This is a genomic window from Thermostichus sp. OS-CIW-33 (assembly GCF_054059615.1).
The window spans coordinates 202,010-217,369 of sequence record NZ_JBSSCH010000001.1; the positions used below are offsets into that span (position 1 = coordinate 202,010).

12 protein-coding genes, 1 tRNA gene and 1 riboswitch are annotated in these 15,360 nt (G+C 59.0%); of the genes, 8 read left to right on the plus strand and 5 right to left on the minus strand.

Translation table 11 applies throughout. From position 1 onward, the window contains the following. Positions 1 to 42 precede the first annotated feature (42 nt). Positions 43 to 687, minus strand: coding sequence for a 50S ribosomal protein L3 (gene rplC, locus ACVWZG_RS01050; RefSeq protein ID WP_011434152.1), 645 nt, complete (start codon positions 685 to 687; stop codon positions 43 to 45). Between the two features lie 470 nt (positions 688 to 1,157). On the opposite strand from rplC, the gene ACVWZG_RS01055 reads away from it, so the two are divergent. The 4 genes from ACVWZG_RS01055 (at position 1,158) to ACVWZG_RS01070 (ending at position 7,193) form a co-directional block, all read left to right on the plus strand. Next, positions 1,158 to 3,170, plus strand: coding sequence for a hypothetical protein (locus ACVWZG_RS01055; protein ID WP_457404908.1), 2,013 nt, complete (start codon positions 1,158 to 1,160; stop codon positions 3,168 to 3,170). Positions 3,171 to 3,550: 380 nt separating this feature from the next. Further along, positions 3,551 to 5,929, plus strand: a complete 2,379-nt coding sequence (locus ACVWZG_RS01060; protein ID WP_457404909.1) for a tetratricopeptide repeat protein — start codon at positions 3,551 to 3,553, stop codon at positions 5,927 to 5,929. 184 nt (positions 5,930 to 6,113) lie between these two features. Continuing rightward, entirely contained in the window at positions 6,114 to 6,641 is a 528-nt protein-coding gene (locus ACVWZG_RS01065; RefSeq protein ID WP_414416521.1) for a hypothetical protein, read from the plus strand. Between the two features lie 36 nt (positions 6,642 to 6,677). Continuing rightward, on the plus strand, positions 6,678 to 7,193 hold the full coding sequence (locus tag ACVWZG_RS01070; protein WP_457402989.1) for a MogA/MoaB family molybdenum cofactor biosynthesis protein: 516 nt from the start codon (positions 6,678 to 6,680) through the stop codon (positions 7,191 to 7,193). Between the two features lie 28 nt (positions 7,194 to 7,221). Here the strand turns inward: ACVWZG_RS01070 and metK are convergent, their stop codons facing one another. After that, on the minus strand, positions 7,222 to 8,481 hold the full coding sequence (gene metK / locus ACVWZG_RS01075; RefSeq protein ID WP_457404911.1) for a methionine adenosyltransferase: 1,260 nt from the start codon (positions 8,479 to 8,481) through the stop codon (positions 7,222 to 7,224). A 298-nt stretch (positions 8,482 to 8,779) separates the two neighbouring features. Continuing rightward, positions 8,780 to 8,891, minus strand: a riboswitch (SAM riboswitch). Between the two features lie 67 nt (positions 8,892 to 8,958). Further along, positions 8,959 to 9,327: a hypothetical protein gene (locus tag ACVWZG_RS01080; RefSeq protein ID WP_011434147.1), complete on the minus strand. Its 369-nt coding sequence runs from the start codon at positions 9,325 to 9,327 to the stop codon at positions 8,959 to 8,961. Positions 9,328 to 9,459: 132 nt separating this feature from the next. On the opposite strand from ACVWZG_RS01080, the gene cobO reads away from it, so the two are divergent. Next, positions 9,460 to 10,227: a cob(I)yrinic acid a,c-diamide adenosyltransferase gene (gene cobO, locus ACVWZG_RS01085; protein ID WP_011434146.1), complete on the plus strand. Its 768-nt coding sequence runs from the start codon at positions 9,460 to 9,462 to the stop codon at positions 10,225 to 10,227. Positions 10,228 to 10,243: 16 nt separating this feature from the next. Further along, positions 10,244 to 11,647 carry a cobyrinate a,c-diamide synthase gene (locus ACVWZG_RS01090; RefSeq protein ID WP_457404914.1) on the plus strand — a complete coding sequence of 468 codons (1,404 nt, stop codon included), beginning with the start codon at positions 10,244 to 10,246 and terminating at the stop codon, positions 11,645 to 11,647. On the opposite strand, the gene ACVWZG_RS01095 is transcribed toward ACVWZG_RS01090, so the two are convergent. Continuing rightward, entirely contained in the window at positions 11,644 to 12,891 is a 1,248-nt protein-coding gene (locus tag ACVWZG_RS01095) for a URC4/urg3 family protein (RefSeq protein ID WP_457404916.1), read from the minus strand. The genes ACVWZG_RS01090 and ACVWZG_RS01095 overlap by 4 nt on opposite strands. Positions 12,892 to 13,376: 485 nt before the next feature. Between ACVWZG_RS01095 and ACVWZG_RS01100 the strand changes: the two genes are divergently transcribed. Then, positions 13,377 to 13,724 carry a DUF1815 family protein gene (locus tag ACVWZG_RS01100; RefSeq protein WP_011434143.1) on the plus strand — a complete coding sequence of 116 codons (348 nt, stop codon included), beginning with the start codon at positions 13,377 to 13,379 and terminating at the stop codon, positions 13,722 to 13,724. 310 nt (positions 13,725 to 14,034) lie between these two features. Here ACVWZG_RS01100 and ACVWZG_RS01105 read toward each other — a convergent pair. Next, a tRNA-Glu gene (locus ACVWZG_RS01105) sits at positions 14,035 to 14,107 on the minus strand. A 390-nt stretch (positions 14,108 to 14,497) separates the two neighbouring features. Between ACVWZG_RS01105 and clpP the strand changes: the two genes are divergently transcribed. Further along, complete coding sequence (clpP, locus tag ACVWZG_RS01110; protein ID WP_011434140.1) at positions 14,498 to 15,100, plus strand: ATP-dependent Clp endopeptidase proteolytic subunit ClpP; 603 nt, start codon at positions 14,498 to 14,500, stop codon at positions 15,098 to 15,100. Positions 15,101 to 15,360: the final 260 nt, after the last annotated feature.

The window sequence follows — 15,360 nt, forward strand, 5'->3', positions numbered from 1 at the left end:
CGTCTTTGCGGATGCGGATCAGCCTTTGCCAGGGATCCCTCCTTAGCGCTTGTTGCCCACCTGCTTGGCAGGGGTGATCTCCAGCAGCCCTCCTTCTACCCCGGGCACGCAACCCTTGATCACCAGCAGATCCCGCTCTGGATCCACCTGCACCAACTGCAATTTGCGGGTGGTGACTCGGCCACCTCCCAACCGCCCCGCCATGCGCATCCCCGGAAACACGCGGCCTGGGGTTGTACCGGCGCCAATGGAGCCCGGTCGGCGGTGGTTTTTGGAGCCGTGGGACATGGGGCCACGACCAAAGTGGTGGCGCTTTTGATAGCCGGCAAACCCTCGCCCGATGGAGGTACCGGCCACATCCACCAATTGGCCAGGGGAGAACATCTCGACGGTAATTTTCTGCCCCAACTGGTAGGCTTCTGGCTGGTCAACCCGGAACTCCCGCAGGTGGCGCAGCAGCTCTGTCACCCCCGCTTTGGTGAGGTGGCCCCGCTGCGCCCGCGTGAGATGCTTTTCGGCAGTGGGCAAGTAGCCCAACTGAATGGCGTTGTAGCCATCTGTGGCTTGGGTTTTGATCTGGGTCACGGTGCAAGGCCCCGCCTGCACGACGGTAACCGGAATGGCCAGCCCTTCTGGAGAGAAGATCTGGGTCATGCCGACTTTTCTTCCGAGGATGCCAAGTGCCACAAGAACCTCCAATCGAGTCTGCACGACTCGTTTTCATCAACTGAGAGCCAGCTCACTCCGACAATCGGCTAGCCGTTCGCGAAGCGGGCCGTAGGCCAATGGCTCAGTTAGCCGGATGGATAGGCATACAGCAATAGCGTGGCAGCAGGAAGCTCAAGACAAAGCTGAGTCTGCCGGCTGAGGCGAAAGAGCAAGGTAGGGATCCCCCGAGGCCAAGTTCAGCGCCGGCAACGCTGAGCCTTTTGCTTAGTTCACCCCCAAAGCTGCACGCCAAACTGCTTTTGTTGAGAGCTGCTCAGACTTACCTGCTAAAGAGGCAGTATCTGGTGTAGCAGCGCGCCGGGTCGCCAAAGCGGATGGACTCAGTTGGCAACGGAAAACAATCATAATGAAGCGAAGGCCCGTTTGTCCAGACTTTTGCTGAGAAAATGGGTTGGTTGGAGAGGCCGGAGAGGGTAAGGGCAGCTCAAGTGGAAGAAAAGAGCCATTGGCCAGGGAAGCCATCTCCCTTCCAAAGTGTAATGGGCTGGGCAGGCAGTGGGCTGACCCAGGCTTGTGTAGATCACTATCGGAGATTGTTGCAGGCAGGAGCCGATCCGGGCCGGGTCTTATTTTTGGTGCGGAGTCAACGGCAAGCGGATGAGGTGCTGCGGCGCTTGCAGCAGTCCAGTTCGGGCTTGGTGGGGCCGTGGCGGATCGAGACGTTCTTGCAGCGGGTTGGGCGCTCTCTGGCCGATCATTGGCCGCAGGTGTGTGCCCGCCTTCCTCAGTTGCCTCCTCAGTTTGAGCCGATCCCCTTGGCCAAAGATCTCACTCAATTTCTCTGCGAACGAGCCTGCGCTTTGTGCCCTCGGCATGGGGAAGCCTTTGCCGGGGTCGGGCTCAAGGAGTTCCAGATCTGGGATCAGATCAGCAGTGCTGCTTACATTGCGGGGGCTTCGGGTTTGCCGGCAGAGGTGGTGGGATCCCGGCTGGCCCGGGCTTGGCCGGAAGAGGCGGATCCGCGGCGGGCAGAGGCTTTGCAGGCAATGGGCTGCTGTGTGGGGCGGCTGTGGGAGGCAGCGCTTCGGTTGGGATCCTTGGATTTTGGCCTGCAAATTCGGCTGTTTGGCGAACACATCCTGCCGCTGGCGGAGTTTTGGCAAGAGTGGGATCACCTGATTGTGGATCAGGCGGAAGACAGTTGTGCCGTGGCGCTGGAGTTTTACCGGCAGGGGCAATCCCATCTGCAAAGCCAATTTTTCAGCTACACCCTCGGCGGCGGGGTCTCTTTGACCGGGATCCCAGAGGCAGTAGCTGACTTCTTGATGGCAAAAACGCAGGTTCGGTTTCTGGAGGGGAGCCATCGCGCTTCAGCAGGCATGATCCGCTTAGGGGTGCAGATTGCGCGGGTGTTGGATCCCCAGTTTTCTCATCCGCTGCCCGAGCCGCAGGGGGGAGGACTGCCGCTGGTGCAAACGCTGGAGGAAGAGACCCAGTTTGCGGCAGTGGAGGTGATGGTTGCTCAAATTCGCCGGCTTTTGGGGGCCGGGATCCCGGCCCATCGCATTGCTGTTTTGCTGCCCCGTATGGATGTGGGGGTGAGCCTGAGCTTGCAGGAGCAGTTGTCGGAAGTGCCGGTTTTGTCGATTGCCCCCTTCCCGGCGTTGATCCGCTATCCCTTGGTGCGGGCGGTGCTGACGGCAGCAGAATTGGCCCATCCCGAGTGGGGTGCTTTTCCCACTTTGCCGGCTTGGCGGCTGATGTTGAGCTGGGTGCTGGGGCTGGATCCCATCCGGGCAGCTCTGTTGGCCGAAGATACCTGGGATCCGGTGGGGCGTTCTCTGCGTCCCCGAACGGCAGTACGGCAGCCGGAGCGGGTGGGGTTTGCCAACCTGGAGCGCTACCAGCGACTGTTCGATTGGCTGCGCGGCTATCATCCCGGCCCTTCATTGGCCGCTTTCTTCCAGCAGTTTTTTGCCGATCACTTAGCCCCGGCGATTGCTTCCCCTCAGGATCAAGAGCTGCTGCGCGTATTGATGGAAGCGGCACGGCGGTTTCGCCAGGCCTTCCCCGCCGAAGGGGATCCCGCCTTTTTGGCCATGATCCGCTCGGGACAGACCCCCAGCAGCAGCCGCTTCGAGCCCGACTATTCCCATTACTTGGTAGTTGCAACTCCGGGGGCCTACATCACTCGGGGTTTGGAGGCGGATTACCAATTTTGGTTTGATATCACCAACCCCAGCTGGTCCCGCTCCCTCTGGCATGTGCTCTACAACAGCCGTGTGCTGACGCCGGAATGGGACGGGGAGGTTTTCGATGCGGCGCGGGATTTACAGGCGCGTCAACAGATTTTGGCCCGCACGCTGCTGAACCTCTGTTGCCGCACTCAGAAGGGGCTGTGGCTGGTGCGCTCCAATTTTAATTATCGCGGCGAGGAGAACACCAGTATTCTGGACTACCTGATTTTGAAGGGGTTGAAGGCCATGGCAACCGCCGGCTAAGGGAGAGCCTATCCTGAAAGGGTGCTGGCAACTCAGGCCTCCAAGAAATCGGGGGATGCACTGCAAGAATGGTCAAAGGCAAGGGTTTTAGAAGAGCGGCGCAGCCGCCCCTCTTATTGTGGGGGTAGGAGTCGGCGGCAAAGTGTCTTAAAAGTGTCTTAATCTTGTTTGAAACAACGATAAAGCAATACAGCAGAGCCTTTCCAAGAAATGGCTGGCCGGGATCCCTCTCAGGCAGGGGTAAGACTGATGACCTTGGGTGGCGCAGAGGGCCGGCGTCTCAAGCCGGCTGGAAACGGCTGTGGGCATTCCCTCTGTCTTCCAACACAGTCGAGTATCGAGTAGAGTGGGGGCGCCTGCTTTGATTTGGATTGGGTTTTATGAATCCAGCTACCCCTCCTGCTGCGCCCTCGTCCCGCCGCTTTCCCCTTCGTCCCGTAGCAATGGTGGCCCTCACTGCCGGCTTCTTGGCGGGGTTAGGAGCGGGGGGCTATGCCTTACTGCAGCGGCTACGGCTGCAGATGCACCGGGATCTGATCTTCTATCGGTACACCGTCTTTTCTGAGTTTGGCTATGGAGGCTCGCCAGCGTTCGATCCCGGCCAAAGTGATCGCTGGTTTCCTCTTACCTATCCGGTGTTGGCCCGCTGGGGGGGATCCGCCGACCCGAGCCGCCGCAGCTACGCCTTCTACACCTTGCAAAGCCATGGCCTGCCCTACAGCCGTTGGTGGTTGGAGGATCGGCTGCGGCAAAATTCGGCTCAGTTTTTCGCCCCAGCAGCTTTGTTCGGGGGCTATGACTACTCAAGCGGGCAGGAGATTGCGCCTCAATACGAGCTGTTTGGGCTGGATCGGCCAGAGTCGGTGCAGCGCCTCACCGAGCTGGCCTTGGCCGGGATCCAAGCCGATAGCCCCGAGTGGAGTTTTAATCTCAACTGGCTCAACAGCTTGCTGACCCAAGAAGAATTTCCCTTGCGAGATCAGGTCTACAGAGCGCTGCTCCCCGCCTTGGAAAGCAGCTCTCCGCAGCGGGCAAAGAAACTCTTGAGCGCCTTGCCCTACGAGGAGGAAAGGATCCCCTCTTGGGCGCTGTCGCAGGTGCAGGCGGTGCGGCAGCGGGTTGCGGGGAATGTTTCTCCATACACTGATGTTTATGGGCGTGCCGGCCAAGTGTTGATCCTAGAACAGCCGACGGTGCAAACGGTGCGCCCTTTGTACGAAGATTTACCGCCCCCATCCCGACACTTTTTTCTGCTGCAGATAGCGGATCCAGAAACTCTCCCCCCTGCCGCTCAGGTGTTGCTGCGCAGCGTGGTGGGCGATGATGCTGACCCGCAGCGGTTTTTGGCGGCGGCTCTTCTCTACTTAAAAGGGGATCCCAGCGGGGAGCCGCTGCTGCAGAAGGCTCTCAACGAGGACTTTGCCTCTCTTCACGGCATCGACGACCACCTGGTTTTGCTGCAGTTGGCAGAAGCTTTTCCCAATTCCCGCTTTACGCAAGCTTGCCGGGAATACGCCCGCATTCGGGGGGGCAGCTATTTTGGCCATTCCCTCTACAACCCCGAGACCGGCGAACCGATCCCGCGGCCTTTCCCCCCGGCAGAGGAAGAGACCCTTTGGCGGACTTGGCTGACCGTCTACCCGAATCATCCCGGTGCCGACGATGCCCTCTTCTGGCTGACACGCACCTTGGAGTGGCAGGGCAAAAGGGAAGAAGCACTGGTCCTTTTGGCCAATTGGCTGGCGGATCCCTTCGGCGATGGAGACATGCGCTACGTCTTGCGCCGCCGCCTGCTTTTGCTCTTAGACAGCGGTGCAACCCCCAGCGAGTTGCAAGCTTTTCTCGACCGCCACGGCGAGCATCCTCTGGCCGCCGCCGTCCGCTATGCTCTGGCGGTTCGCTTCGCCCGCGAACACCGCTACGACCTAGCCCTGCAGCTGACGGAAAATCTGGCTTTGGATGCTGTGTTGGATCGCTACCCCTTGCTGGATGGCGGCTACTGGCTGGACGACTGGGATCCCGTGCCCGCCAGCCGCACCCCTCTGCAACCGAAAATCCAGGCCCAACGAGAACGCTGGCGCCAATTGAGCCGTTGGCAAGCCCAATCCACTACCCAACAACGCTATCAACTGGCCGCCCACTGGGCCGCTGCCGACGGTTGGCGCAATGGGTACCTGTGGCTGTTTAACCAAACCCGTGCCGGTGGCCTGAGTGGGGATGCTGATGGAAGCGCGCCGCCGCAACCAGCTTCCTCCAGTTCTCTATTGGACTATCAGCGGGCCAATCACCATGCTGTAGCAGCAGAGTTACTCGGCTCTGTGCTGGCGGATCCCACCGCCCCTGCCCATCTTCAGGAAGAAAGCCTGTACCGGCAGGTGCTGATCCTCTACCGCCAGTACACCACCTACCCTCCCGAGGAAACGGCAGCCATCTATCCGCTGCCGGGCTTCCCCCCAGGAGTGACAGAAGATACCAGCTTGTTCGACACGTCACTGCCGGACTACGTGGATCCTGGCAGCCTCAGCTACAGCTACTTTCTGGAAGCCAAAGCCCTGCAGGATGGCTATGCCCGCCAGGCGATCTACGCCGGCAATGAGCTGCTGAACCGCTTCCCCCAGAGCCGCTATGCCGGGGATGTGCTCATGGCTCTGTACGGCCTGACGGGAGATGTCGCCTTCCTAGGACGGCTGCTGACGCAGTTTCCTGATAGCGAGCGCGCTCTGGAGGCAGCGCTTGAGCTGGGGCCCGTCAGCCACTGAGTCTTTAAGCGTACCGCAGCTTTGCAGCTTTATAGCCTCTTCACAGAGCCTTCATGAAAGGCAAATAGGGGTATTCTTGGACGAGAGCTGTCTTGCGAGATCCAGGGAGAAAGGCTTTATCTCCCCTTTGTCTCGGCGGATCTGGACTAGCTTGGGTTGAGTTTCCTTGGGCTGCCATGGGCTGATGGATCCTGCCACCTTTCTGGAGCACTATGGGTTTGAGCTGGAAGGTCAACCCAGCCAGGTTTGGGTGGAGCGCTGGAGCCAGTTGTTCCCGGATCTTTGGATCCCGGCAGCCTTGCTAGAAGCCCTCTACCAGGGGCGGTACAAGGCCGCCTCTGTGGAGCAGCTTCTCCGCCTTTGGCAGCGTCGCGGCTCTCCTCATCTCACCTTTCCCCCAGAAATCGGCCAGTTCCTTTGGCAGGAGCAGCAGGAGCGGATCCGCTCTTTGGCTGCGGCTGCCTTTGCCTGTTCTCCTCTGCCGCCGGTACCCCTCGCAGGATCCCTGTTTTCCAGAGAACCGGCCATATCTCTAAACTTGTTGTTGGAGCAGTTGCAGGAGCTTCCCCCCAAGCTGCGCCGCCTGCTTGCCCAGTCCCCTCCTCCCCAACTCGCCCGTGCTGGTGGGGCAGAGTCCTCAGGGATCCTAGAGCTCCAGCAGACGGTCGTTGACCCTCCAACTCCTGCCGAGCCCCCTCAGGGACAGTCTTGATGGGCTTGCCACTCTCTTTCCTCAGGGATCCTGGCCATGAACTTTCCCCTCGATTGCGACAGCGGTGCGGAGCACATTGCCTCCTTGCCCTGTGGGGTGATCACCGTCAGCGACACGCGCACCCCTGAAACCGATCACAGCGGCCAGTTCATCTGCACAGCCCTCCAGGAGTCCGGCCACCGGGTGGAGAGATATTGCATTCTCCGAGATGAACCGCAGCTCATTCGAGAGCAGGTTCAGGATTGGGCCGGATCCCTGCCGGTGATCTTGTTGAATGGCGGCACAGGCATCGCCCCCCGCGACACCACTTACGACGCCATCGAGGCTCTCCTGGAAAAGACCTTGCCCGGCTTTGGGGAGATCTTCCGCCAGCTCAGCTATGCCCAGATTGGCAGTCGGGCCATCGCCTCTCGGGCCATCGCCGGGATCCACGGAAAGTGCTTGATCTTTTCCATGCCTGGCTCCCCAGCAGCCGTGCAACTGGCTATGCGCAGCCTGATCCTGCCGGAGCTACCCCACCTGGTTAAGCAACTGCACCAGGGCAAGCATTGAGGCAGCAGGCCGTCTTAGTGATCCCCTCTTAGGCCAAGAGGGCAGTCGCCTTGGCAAGAGCCTCCTCCCGCAGCAGAGCAGCTTTGTCGGTGCGCTCCCAGGGCAGATCCAGATGGGTTTGCCCAAAGTGCCCATAGACCGCTACGTCTTGGTAGAAGCGCCCTCCCCGTTGGCGAGGCAACTCCCGCAGTTGGAACTGAGCCAAAATGGCTGCCGGCCTCAGATCGAAGTGGCGCTGCACCAGCCGCAACAGCTCCTCGTCAGGGATGCGCCCTGTGCCGAAGGTTTCCACCAAAATGTTGATGGGGCGGGCTACCCCGATGGCGTAGCTCACCTGCACTTCACACTTCTGCGCCAAGCCAGCCGCCACGATGTTCTTGGCCACGTAACGAGCCGCATAGGCAGCGCTGCGATCCACCTTGGTGGGATCCTTGCCGGAGAAGGCCCCGCCCCCATGGCGAGAATAACCGCCGTAGGTATCGACGATGATCTTGCGTCCGGTCAGGCCCGCATCTCCCTGAGGGCCGCCGATGACAAACTTGCCGGTGGGATTGGTGAGGAAGCGGGTGTGGCTATCCGGCTTGATGGGCAGCTCGGCAAACACCGGCGTGACCACTGCCTCCCAGAGATCGGCGCGGATCCGCTCTTGCACCGCCGCCTCTTCCGTAATGGCGCCAATCGTGGGTGTGTGCTGGGTGGAGATGAGCAGGGTGTGAATGCCCACCGGGCGACCTTCCTCATAGGCCACAGTCACCTGCGTTTTGCCATCCGGGCGCAGATAGGGCAGGGTGCCGTTTTTGCGAACCGTGGCCAACTGGCGGCTGAGGCGGTGGGCCAAGCTAATGGGCAAGGGCATCAACTCGGGAGTTTCATCGCAGGCAAAGCCAAACATCAACCCCTGATCCCCGGCCCCGACCAAGTCGAATTGATCTTCCTGGGAGCCGCGACTTTCCAGGGCCACATTCACCCCTTGGGCAATATCGGGAGATTGCTCATCGAAAGCCACCAACACCGCGCAGCTTTCTGCACAAAACCCATTCTTGGCATCGGTATAGCCAATTTCGGCCACCTTGTCCCGCACCAGACGGGTGAAGTTGACCTGCGCTTGCGAGGTGATCTCCCCGGTCAACAGAACCAGGCCCGTACTGACCACCACCTCGGCGGCCACCCGACTGAGGGGATCCGCCGTCAAGAGGGCATCCACGATGGCATCGGAGATCTGATCGCAGATTTTGTCGGGGTGCCCCTCCGTCACCGACTCCGAGGAAAACAAAAACGACTTGGACAACGAACCTTCTCCTTAAAAGCTAGAACTGAGAACCTGAACAAAAAACAAGGCTCACCCGCTCGTTCATTATCCGTCGGAGAAAGAGCCAACCAGGGATCCCCAGGTGCTCCGCACCAGCCCCAACTCAGCCAGAGGAAAGGCCCAGCAACCAGCAAGCGTTCTGCACCGCTGACGCACCAGCACTGCCGCGAAGGCCTTGCCCCGCTGCCGCGACCAGAGCTATGGGAGCTGCTAAAGGATAAAGTTGCCAGAAAAGTCCCCCGCCAAAGAGGGCTATCCTCTAGAGAAAACTTTATTGCCTTTATCTTTCGGTTACTGACTAACCGCAGGAATTGGCACCGTAGCGGAGGCTTCCGCCGGGTTGCCGCAGCTTCATTGGGCCTGGTCCCTCAGTCTGCTCTGGATAAAGAACGGAACTTGTCCCTATAGTACCCCCAACCTCCGCCCATTTGTCAAAAAAATAAGCTGTGGGCGGCTTCAGCCAAACAGACCCTGCCACCAGTCTGTCCCCTGAGCGGCTTTGAGAAAGAATGCGCCGGCCAAGCCCAGGGGGGAGAGAACGCCGAGAAAGCCAACTGTCCCCAATCCCCAAGCCAAGCGGTGCAGATGCTTTTTGTCGGCAGGATTTGGCGTCGTTTCGGCTGAGATGGCCAACAGGGATCCCAAGGCTGCCAATAGGGATCCCCCCAGACCTGCAAAGTAGCTGGGCGCTAGCCACGGTTGCAACTCGGCGGCAGATACGACTTGGATGCGGGGCAAGACTTGAAAACACCCTATTGCCAGCACTGCCCAGATGAAGCAGTACATTAGCAGGCTATCTCGGAAAGCAGCAGCCGGTTCTCTCATGATCCCAGCCAATGCAACCAGATGAGGGATTAGGATGGGGGCGGTCTGCTGTGGGGGAACTTGAGTTTGCCCTAACAGTCGCGTCAGCGGTGCAGTTCCCCTGCCGTAGGCACAGCACCTTCCCCTCAGCTTGTGTGGCGAATCTCAATTTTTATGATTATGGCCCAACCCGCCCTGTCTGGCTGGCCTGCACCGGCTTCCGGATCCCAACCCCTCTCAACAACAGAACTTGAGGACGCTTGCGATAGCGGTGCGGAGTCTTCACCGGGCGCAGAGGCCGACCCAAACTGGCGGCACCGCCAAAGAATGCAAAAACGCCAGCAGATCCAGCGGCAGCGTCTGTCGGGCATGCGAGATGACAAGGGCTTGATCATCGTACACACCGGGCAGGGCAAGGGAAAGACCACGGCTGCCTTTGGCATGATCTTCCGCGCCCTCGGCCAGGGATTGTCGGTGGGGGTGGTGCAATTTATCAAGGGGGCCTGGGATCCAGGAGAAGCCAAGCTATTGCGGAAATTGGCCGAGCATCCAGAGCTGGGCCTGGGGAAAATAGCTTTTTACGCCATGGGAGAGGGCTTTACCTGGGAAACCCAAGACCGGGAGCGAGACATCGCCCATGCACAGGCGGCCTGGGAAAAGGGGCGGGAGCTGTTCACCAGCGGGGAGTTTCAGTTGGTGCTTCTGGATGAGATCAATGTCGCCCTCAAGTTGGGATATCTCTCGCCGGACAGGGTGTTGGCCGGGCTAGCGGAGAAACCGGAGCGGGTTCACCTGATCTTGACGGGGCGGGGCGCGCCGGCAGCGTTGATCGACCGAGCCGATCTGGTGACGGAGATGACTTTGGTCAAGCATCCCTTCCGTGACCAGGGGATCAAGGCGCAAATCGGCATCGAGTTCTAACCCTTGGGCAGGAAAGATGGCCATTCTGCTGGCGGCGGCAGCAAGCGGCAGCGGCAAAACCACCATCACTCTGGCTCTGTTGGCCGCTCTGAGGCGACGGGGCCTGCGCATCCAACCTTTCAAGGTGGGGCCGGATTACATTGATCCTCTGTTTCACACGGCGGTGAGCGGGATCCCCTGTCGCACTTTGGATCCCTTCTTGACCGACGAGGACTTTGTGCAGCGCTGCTTTCGCCACCATTGCCAGGGCAAGGATGGAGCCATTGTGGAGGGGGTAATGGGCCTCTTCGATGGACGAGCGCCGGGATCCCTGCCCCTCCCCGAGGGCGGAACGGAGCCTTTTTTTGCCAGCAGCGCCCATGTGGCCCGCCTGCTCGGGATCCCTGTGGTGCTGGTGATCGATGGCAGCGGCATGGGAACGACGGTGGCCGCTTTGCTCTACGGCTTGAGCCGCTGGGATCCCCGCCTCTCCATTGCTGGGGTGATTTTCAACCGGGTGGCCTCGGAGCGGCATGGACAAATCTTGCAGCAGGCAGCGGCTGCAGCGGGGATCCCAGTCTTGGGCCAGTTTCCCCGGCGGGAGGATTTGCGGTTGCCCAGCCGACACCTGGGGTTGGTGCCTGTCTCAGAACTGGATCACTTTCCCCGCTGGCAAGCTGCCTGGGCCGAGCTGGCGGAGCAACACGTCAATTGGGATAGCCTATTGCCCCTCATTCGGAGGCTTCCTCCAGCGGTAGGAGAGCTGTGGCCAGGGATCCCCCCTCTCACCGAAAGGACTCCGCCCCGCCGCTGCGAACAGGTACGGGTGGCGGTGGCCCAAGACCACGCCTTTAACTTCTACTACGCCGACAACTTGGATCTGTTGCGGGCCTGTGGAGCCGAGCTGCTGGAGTATTCCCCCCTCCAGGTGGGGCTATGGCCACCGGAGCCCTGCGACGGCGTGCTGCTGGGGGGAGGGTTCCCGGAATTGTTTGCAGCACCTCTATCTGAGAGAATTAACCAACAACCTCCCCCGCCCACCCACCCACCCCTCTACGCCGAGTGCGGCGGACTGATGGTGCTGGGCCAATCCCTTACCGATTTTCAGGGAAAGACCTACCCGATGGCCGGGCTGTTGCCCATCACAGTAGACATGGCCAACCGGCTATGTTTGGGCTACCGCGCAGCTGCCGTTTTGCGCCCAACCCTGCTGGCGCCAGCTGGGGATCGCCTGCGCGGGCATGAATTTCACCGCTCCCGCAGCACCCCCATCTCCCCCAGCCCAATCTACAGCTGGGGATCCCCCGCCCAGCCTCAACAGGAAGGATGGGCCACCGAGCGCCTTCACGCTTCGTACCTGCATCTGCACTGGGGATCCCGTCCTGATTTGGCCCTGAGATTATTACAGAACTTCTTAAGAATCTCGAAAGGGGATCCCTAAAAAACCGTGCCATCGCTGAGCAGTTGGATGGGAGGAGAAGCATCTGGCCTGAGCTGGGCCGCTATTTGCCGTCCTGCCGTCCAGGTTCCCCCTTGCAGTATCTTCACCAGGGGCAACTCTTGGGCAGAGCAACCCAGTCTTTCCCGGATTAAGGAGGCAACTTGATCCAGCAAAATCACCGTCAGGGCCCGCCACTCCACAATCACCGTCGAATCTGGAGGATACGGTTGCTGACCAATCTCCGGCTGCTTAAGTTGGATCACCCCCAAATCCACAAACAACCCCCCGTTGCGATACTCCGCCAAACCCGTCAGCTCATCCAAACCCCAGATCGGGATCCCCTCCTGCTGCAACGGCTCCAGCAGGGAATAGGTCATCCATTGGGACAACTTGTGAAAAGGCACCCAATGGCTCCCCGGCTCCGTTTGGGGCAGGTGGGGATAGGGCCAGACATCCCCCAGAGGGATCCCGGCCAGCGAGACTCGCCCAGGCCAAATGGGGCCAACCCCCCTCTGAACCGCCTGTAAGACCTGTGCTGCCTCGATCCCACCGCTGGGATCCTCAGGCTGGATGGCGTCCCACAACCGGCCTGGACGAGGAAGATTGTGACCAGATCCAAAGTAATGAGGTTGAGCCCGCAAAGTTTGTGCCAACCTTTGCAGCAGTTGCCAGCGCCCCTCCAGTCCCAGTAAAGGATTTTCCGGCCCCACCTGGAAAGCTGCTGCCAAATCCGCCAAGGTGATCCGCTCCAGGCCCGCCGCATCCACCTGCAGAGGCTGCTGGGGATCGCTGGAAAACCCACCTTGCCAGAACCAGTCGAAACTGGCCAAGGCCAAACCTTCGGAACGACCCACCACCGTCTGACTTTCTGGATCCCGGTACTTCCAGGCAGAGCCTGCCCCTGCGTCCAGCAACACGCTGACGATGGCCAGATCCCACTTGCATCGCAGCCGCTCCAGCGGATCCATGTCTTTAAGTCGATTTTCCAAACGGGCTAGGCGCTCCCCGGATCCCACTTGAAAATGTTGCCAGCGGCTGTGGAAGGGAATTTCCCCGTTGGGATAATGGGCCCGCATTGTGGTGATCACATAGTCGGCTACGGATCCCAGCCGGTTCAGGTCGAGGCGAAAATGCTCTGATTCACCGGCCAAAACCCTTTCCAATAGCAACCGACAGCGATCCCGAATGGCTTGGGGACTCTGCAAATAAGCCACTCGTTTTTCCAGATCAACAGGTGTCAGCATCAAGCCGTTCCTTCTCAATTGTCCATGCCGAGAATTTTCTCAGCATAATCGGGCGGGAACCCACCTTGATCTGCATTCGTCTGCAAGCCTTGGCCCACTTGACACTCCCGCCGGTCTCTTGTCAAAAGACCGCGTCTTACTTCGCGATCGGTGAGACCCTTGCAAGAGAAAGCTTTGAGGCAACTGTCCTGCTGACACGAGCAGCCCTGAGCCATTTTGAGAAAAGACTGGGCCAAGCACTGGGTGAGGATCCCGATAGATAAGAGCATTGACTCGAGGTAAATTTTGATGTCCCTGTTAAGAGAAGTGTTGAATACTACATTTCACTGAAGTAGACTTCGCCTACTCTGTGGCCTTAATCACTTCCTTGAGGGGTTGTCGATTGTTATGATAGATGTAATCCTAGTCCTAAGCATAAATTACTAGTTAGGTCATTTGCAGCTAGGCGGAGCCCCACAGAGGCCAATTCATTAGGGAGGAGTGTGATGTTCACACGGTTGGCGGAACAATACCGCAGCTATGTTCAAGATCTGGTGATGAGTTTGCAGGCTCTGGCCATCGTTTTGGAGAAGCGGGGCTACCCAGCCTCTTGCTACACCTGTGGTACGTCTTTCGAGAGTGCCTCGTTTATGGTCAGCTTACGAGAGGGGCACCTAATCCGCTTTTTGGTTTCCGAATGCTCCATTAGCTGGACAGAAATGCGGGATGACCGAGAGCTCATGAAATTGGAAGGAGCAGAGGCAATTCGCCAACTGCAAGAGCTGGCAGAGCTCATCAAAGACGAGCTGTTGGTCGCCGCCACGCCGGCTGAAGCTCTGGTGGCCAGCACCTGATCCTGGCAGGCCCTAGGTCTGCTCAAACCCAAGCCGTAGCCGATTGGACAACTAAGCCTAACCTTCTAGGCCGCTGCTTTGGAGATTTTTCCCCTGTTGAGGAGTAAGGGTGGAATAGGGATCCCCCTCGACGGAGTGGCAGTTGGCTGGCTGCCCATGCCGCTTGTATGGGGATCCCAGATGACCCGCTCTCCCAGCTTGTATCTGGAGTGGTTTGTGGCGGCAAAGCCTCTCTGAGTAAAGTCTGAGTAAGGTGTCACCGCTGCCAGGGATCCCCTGTTGACGGCTTTATCTTATAACTCTGACCCAATACCCCCAAGGGGATTCGAACCCCTGTCGCATCCGTGAAAGGGATGTGTCCTAGGCCTCTAGACGATGGGGGCGCTCTCCGACAAGGCGATCCTAATCCTAAAGAAGGATAAGTAAGCTTGTCAACCTTTTAATCTGCATCCCCAGACCCACGCCCTGCCAAGCTCAGAATCAAGATCCCCAGCAAAGCCAGGCTCAGCAGGCTGGCAATCACAATCGGTTCATCTGGGATCACGTCCATCTTGGCTTCACCTCACCACATCACAAAGAGCCACACCTCAGACCCGTTCCACATCCCAGAAGAAGAGGGATCCCGCCATAACCACCCCGTCTCTTTGCTGTTCTAGCCGGCTCACACCCCATCGAGCCCCGTACGGAGGCGGGCCGGTGAGTCGTCCTGAGCAAAGCATCCGTCCGGTGGCTTAGACTACACTAGTAAGGACTGACCCATCGCTTGGACTGGCATGATTCCCACCGTTATTGAGCAATCTGCGCGAGGCGAGCGCGCCTTTGACATCTACTCGCGTCTTTTGCGGGATCGGATCATTTTCTTGGGCACCCAGGTGGACGACGACATTGCCAACCTGATTGTGGCCCAGATGCTCTACTTGGAGTCCGAAGACCCTGAAAAAGACATCTACCTCTACATCAACTCCCCCGGCGGCTCTGTCTATGCTGGCATGGCCATTTACGACACCATGCAGCACATTCAGCCGGATGTCTCCACCATCTGCATTGGTTTGGCTGCCAGCATGGGAGCCTTTCTGCTGGCAGGGGGCACCAAAGGCAAGCGCATTGCCCTTCCCCACGCCCGCATCATGATCCACCAACCCCTTGGTGGAGCTCAGGGGCCAGCTACCGATATTGAAATTCAGGCCAAAGAGATCCTCTTCATCAAAAACAGCCTCAATAGCTTGCTGGCCTACCACACCGGTCAACCTCTAGAGCGCATCGAACGAGATACCGACCGCGACAACTTCATGACCCCAGAACAAGCCAAAGAGTACGGCCTTATCGACCAGGTGATCAGCAAGAGACCCCAGCCAACCCTGGCAGCCGTTTCTTGACCCTCCAGATCCTGTGGGTGGACTTGCTCCGCTCCCTCAAAGAAGGGAGCTTTTGGTTTTGGCCGGGGATCCCACCCAAAAGATATTAAGAAAGCCAAAGAAATCTGTATTCTCAGCGGGAAGCAGGGGGTCTTACTTTAATTAAACTAATCAAACTCATAAAGAAAGTAATGATCAGCCCATTATTGCGGATGGTAGCTTAGGATTAAACCTATATAGAGTTGTGTTTGCCGAGATTCTAGCTTAGGCGCTGTATAAAT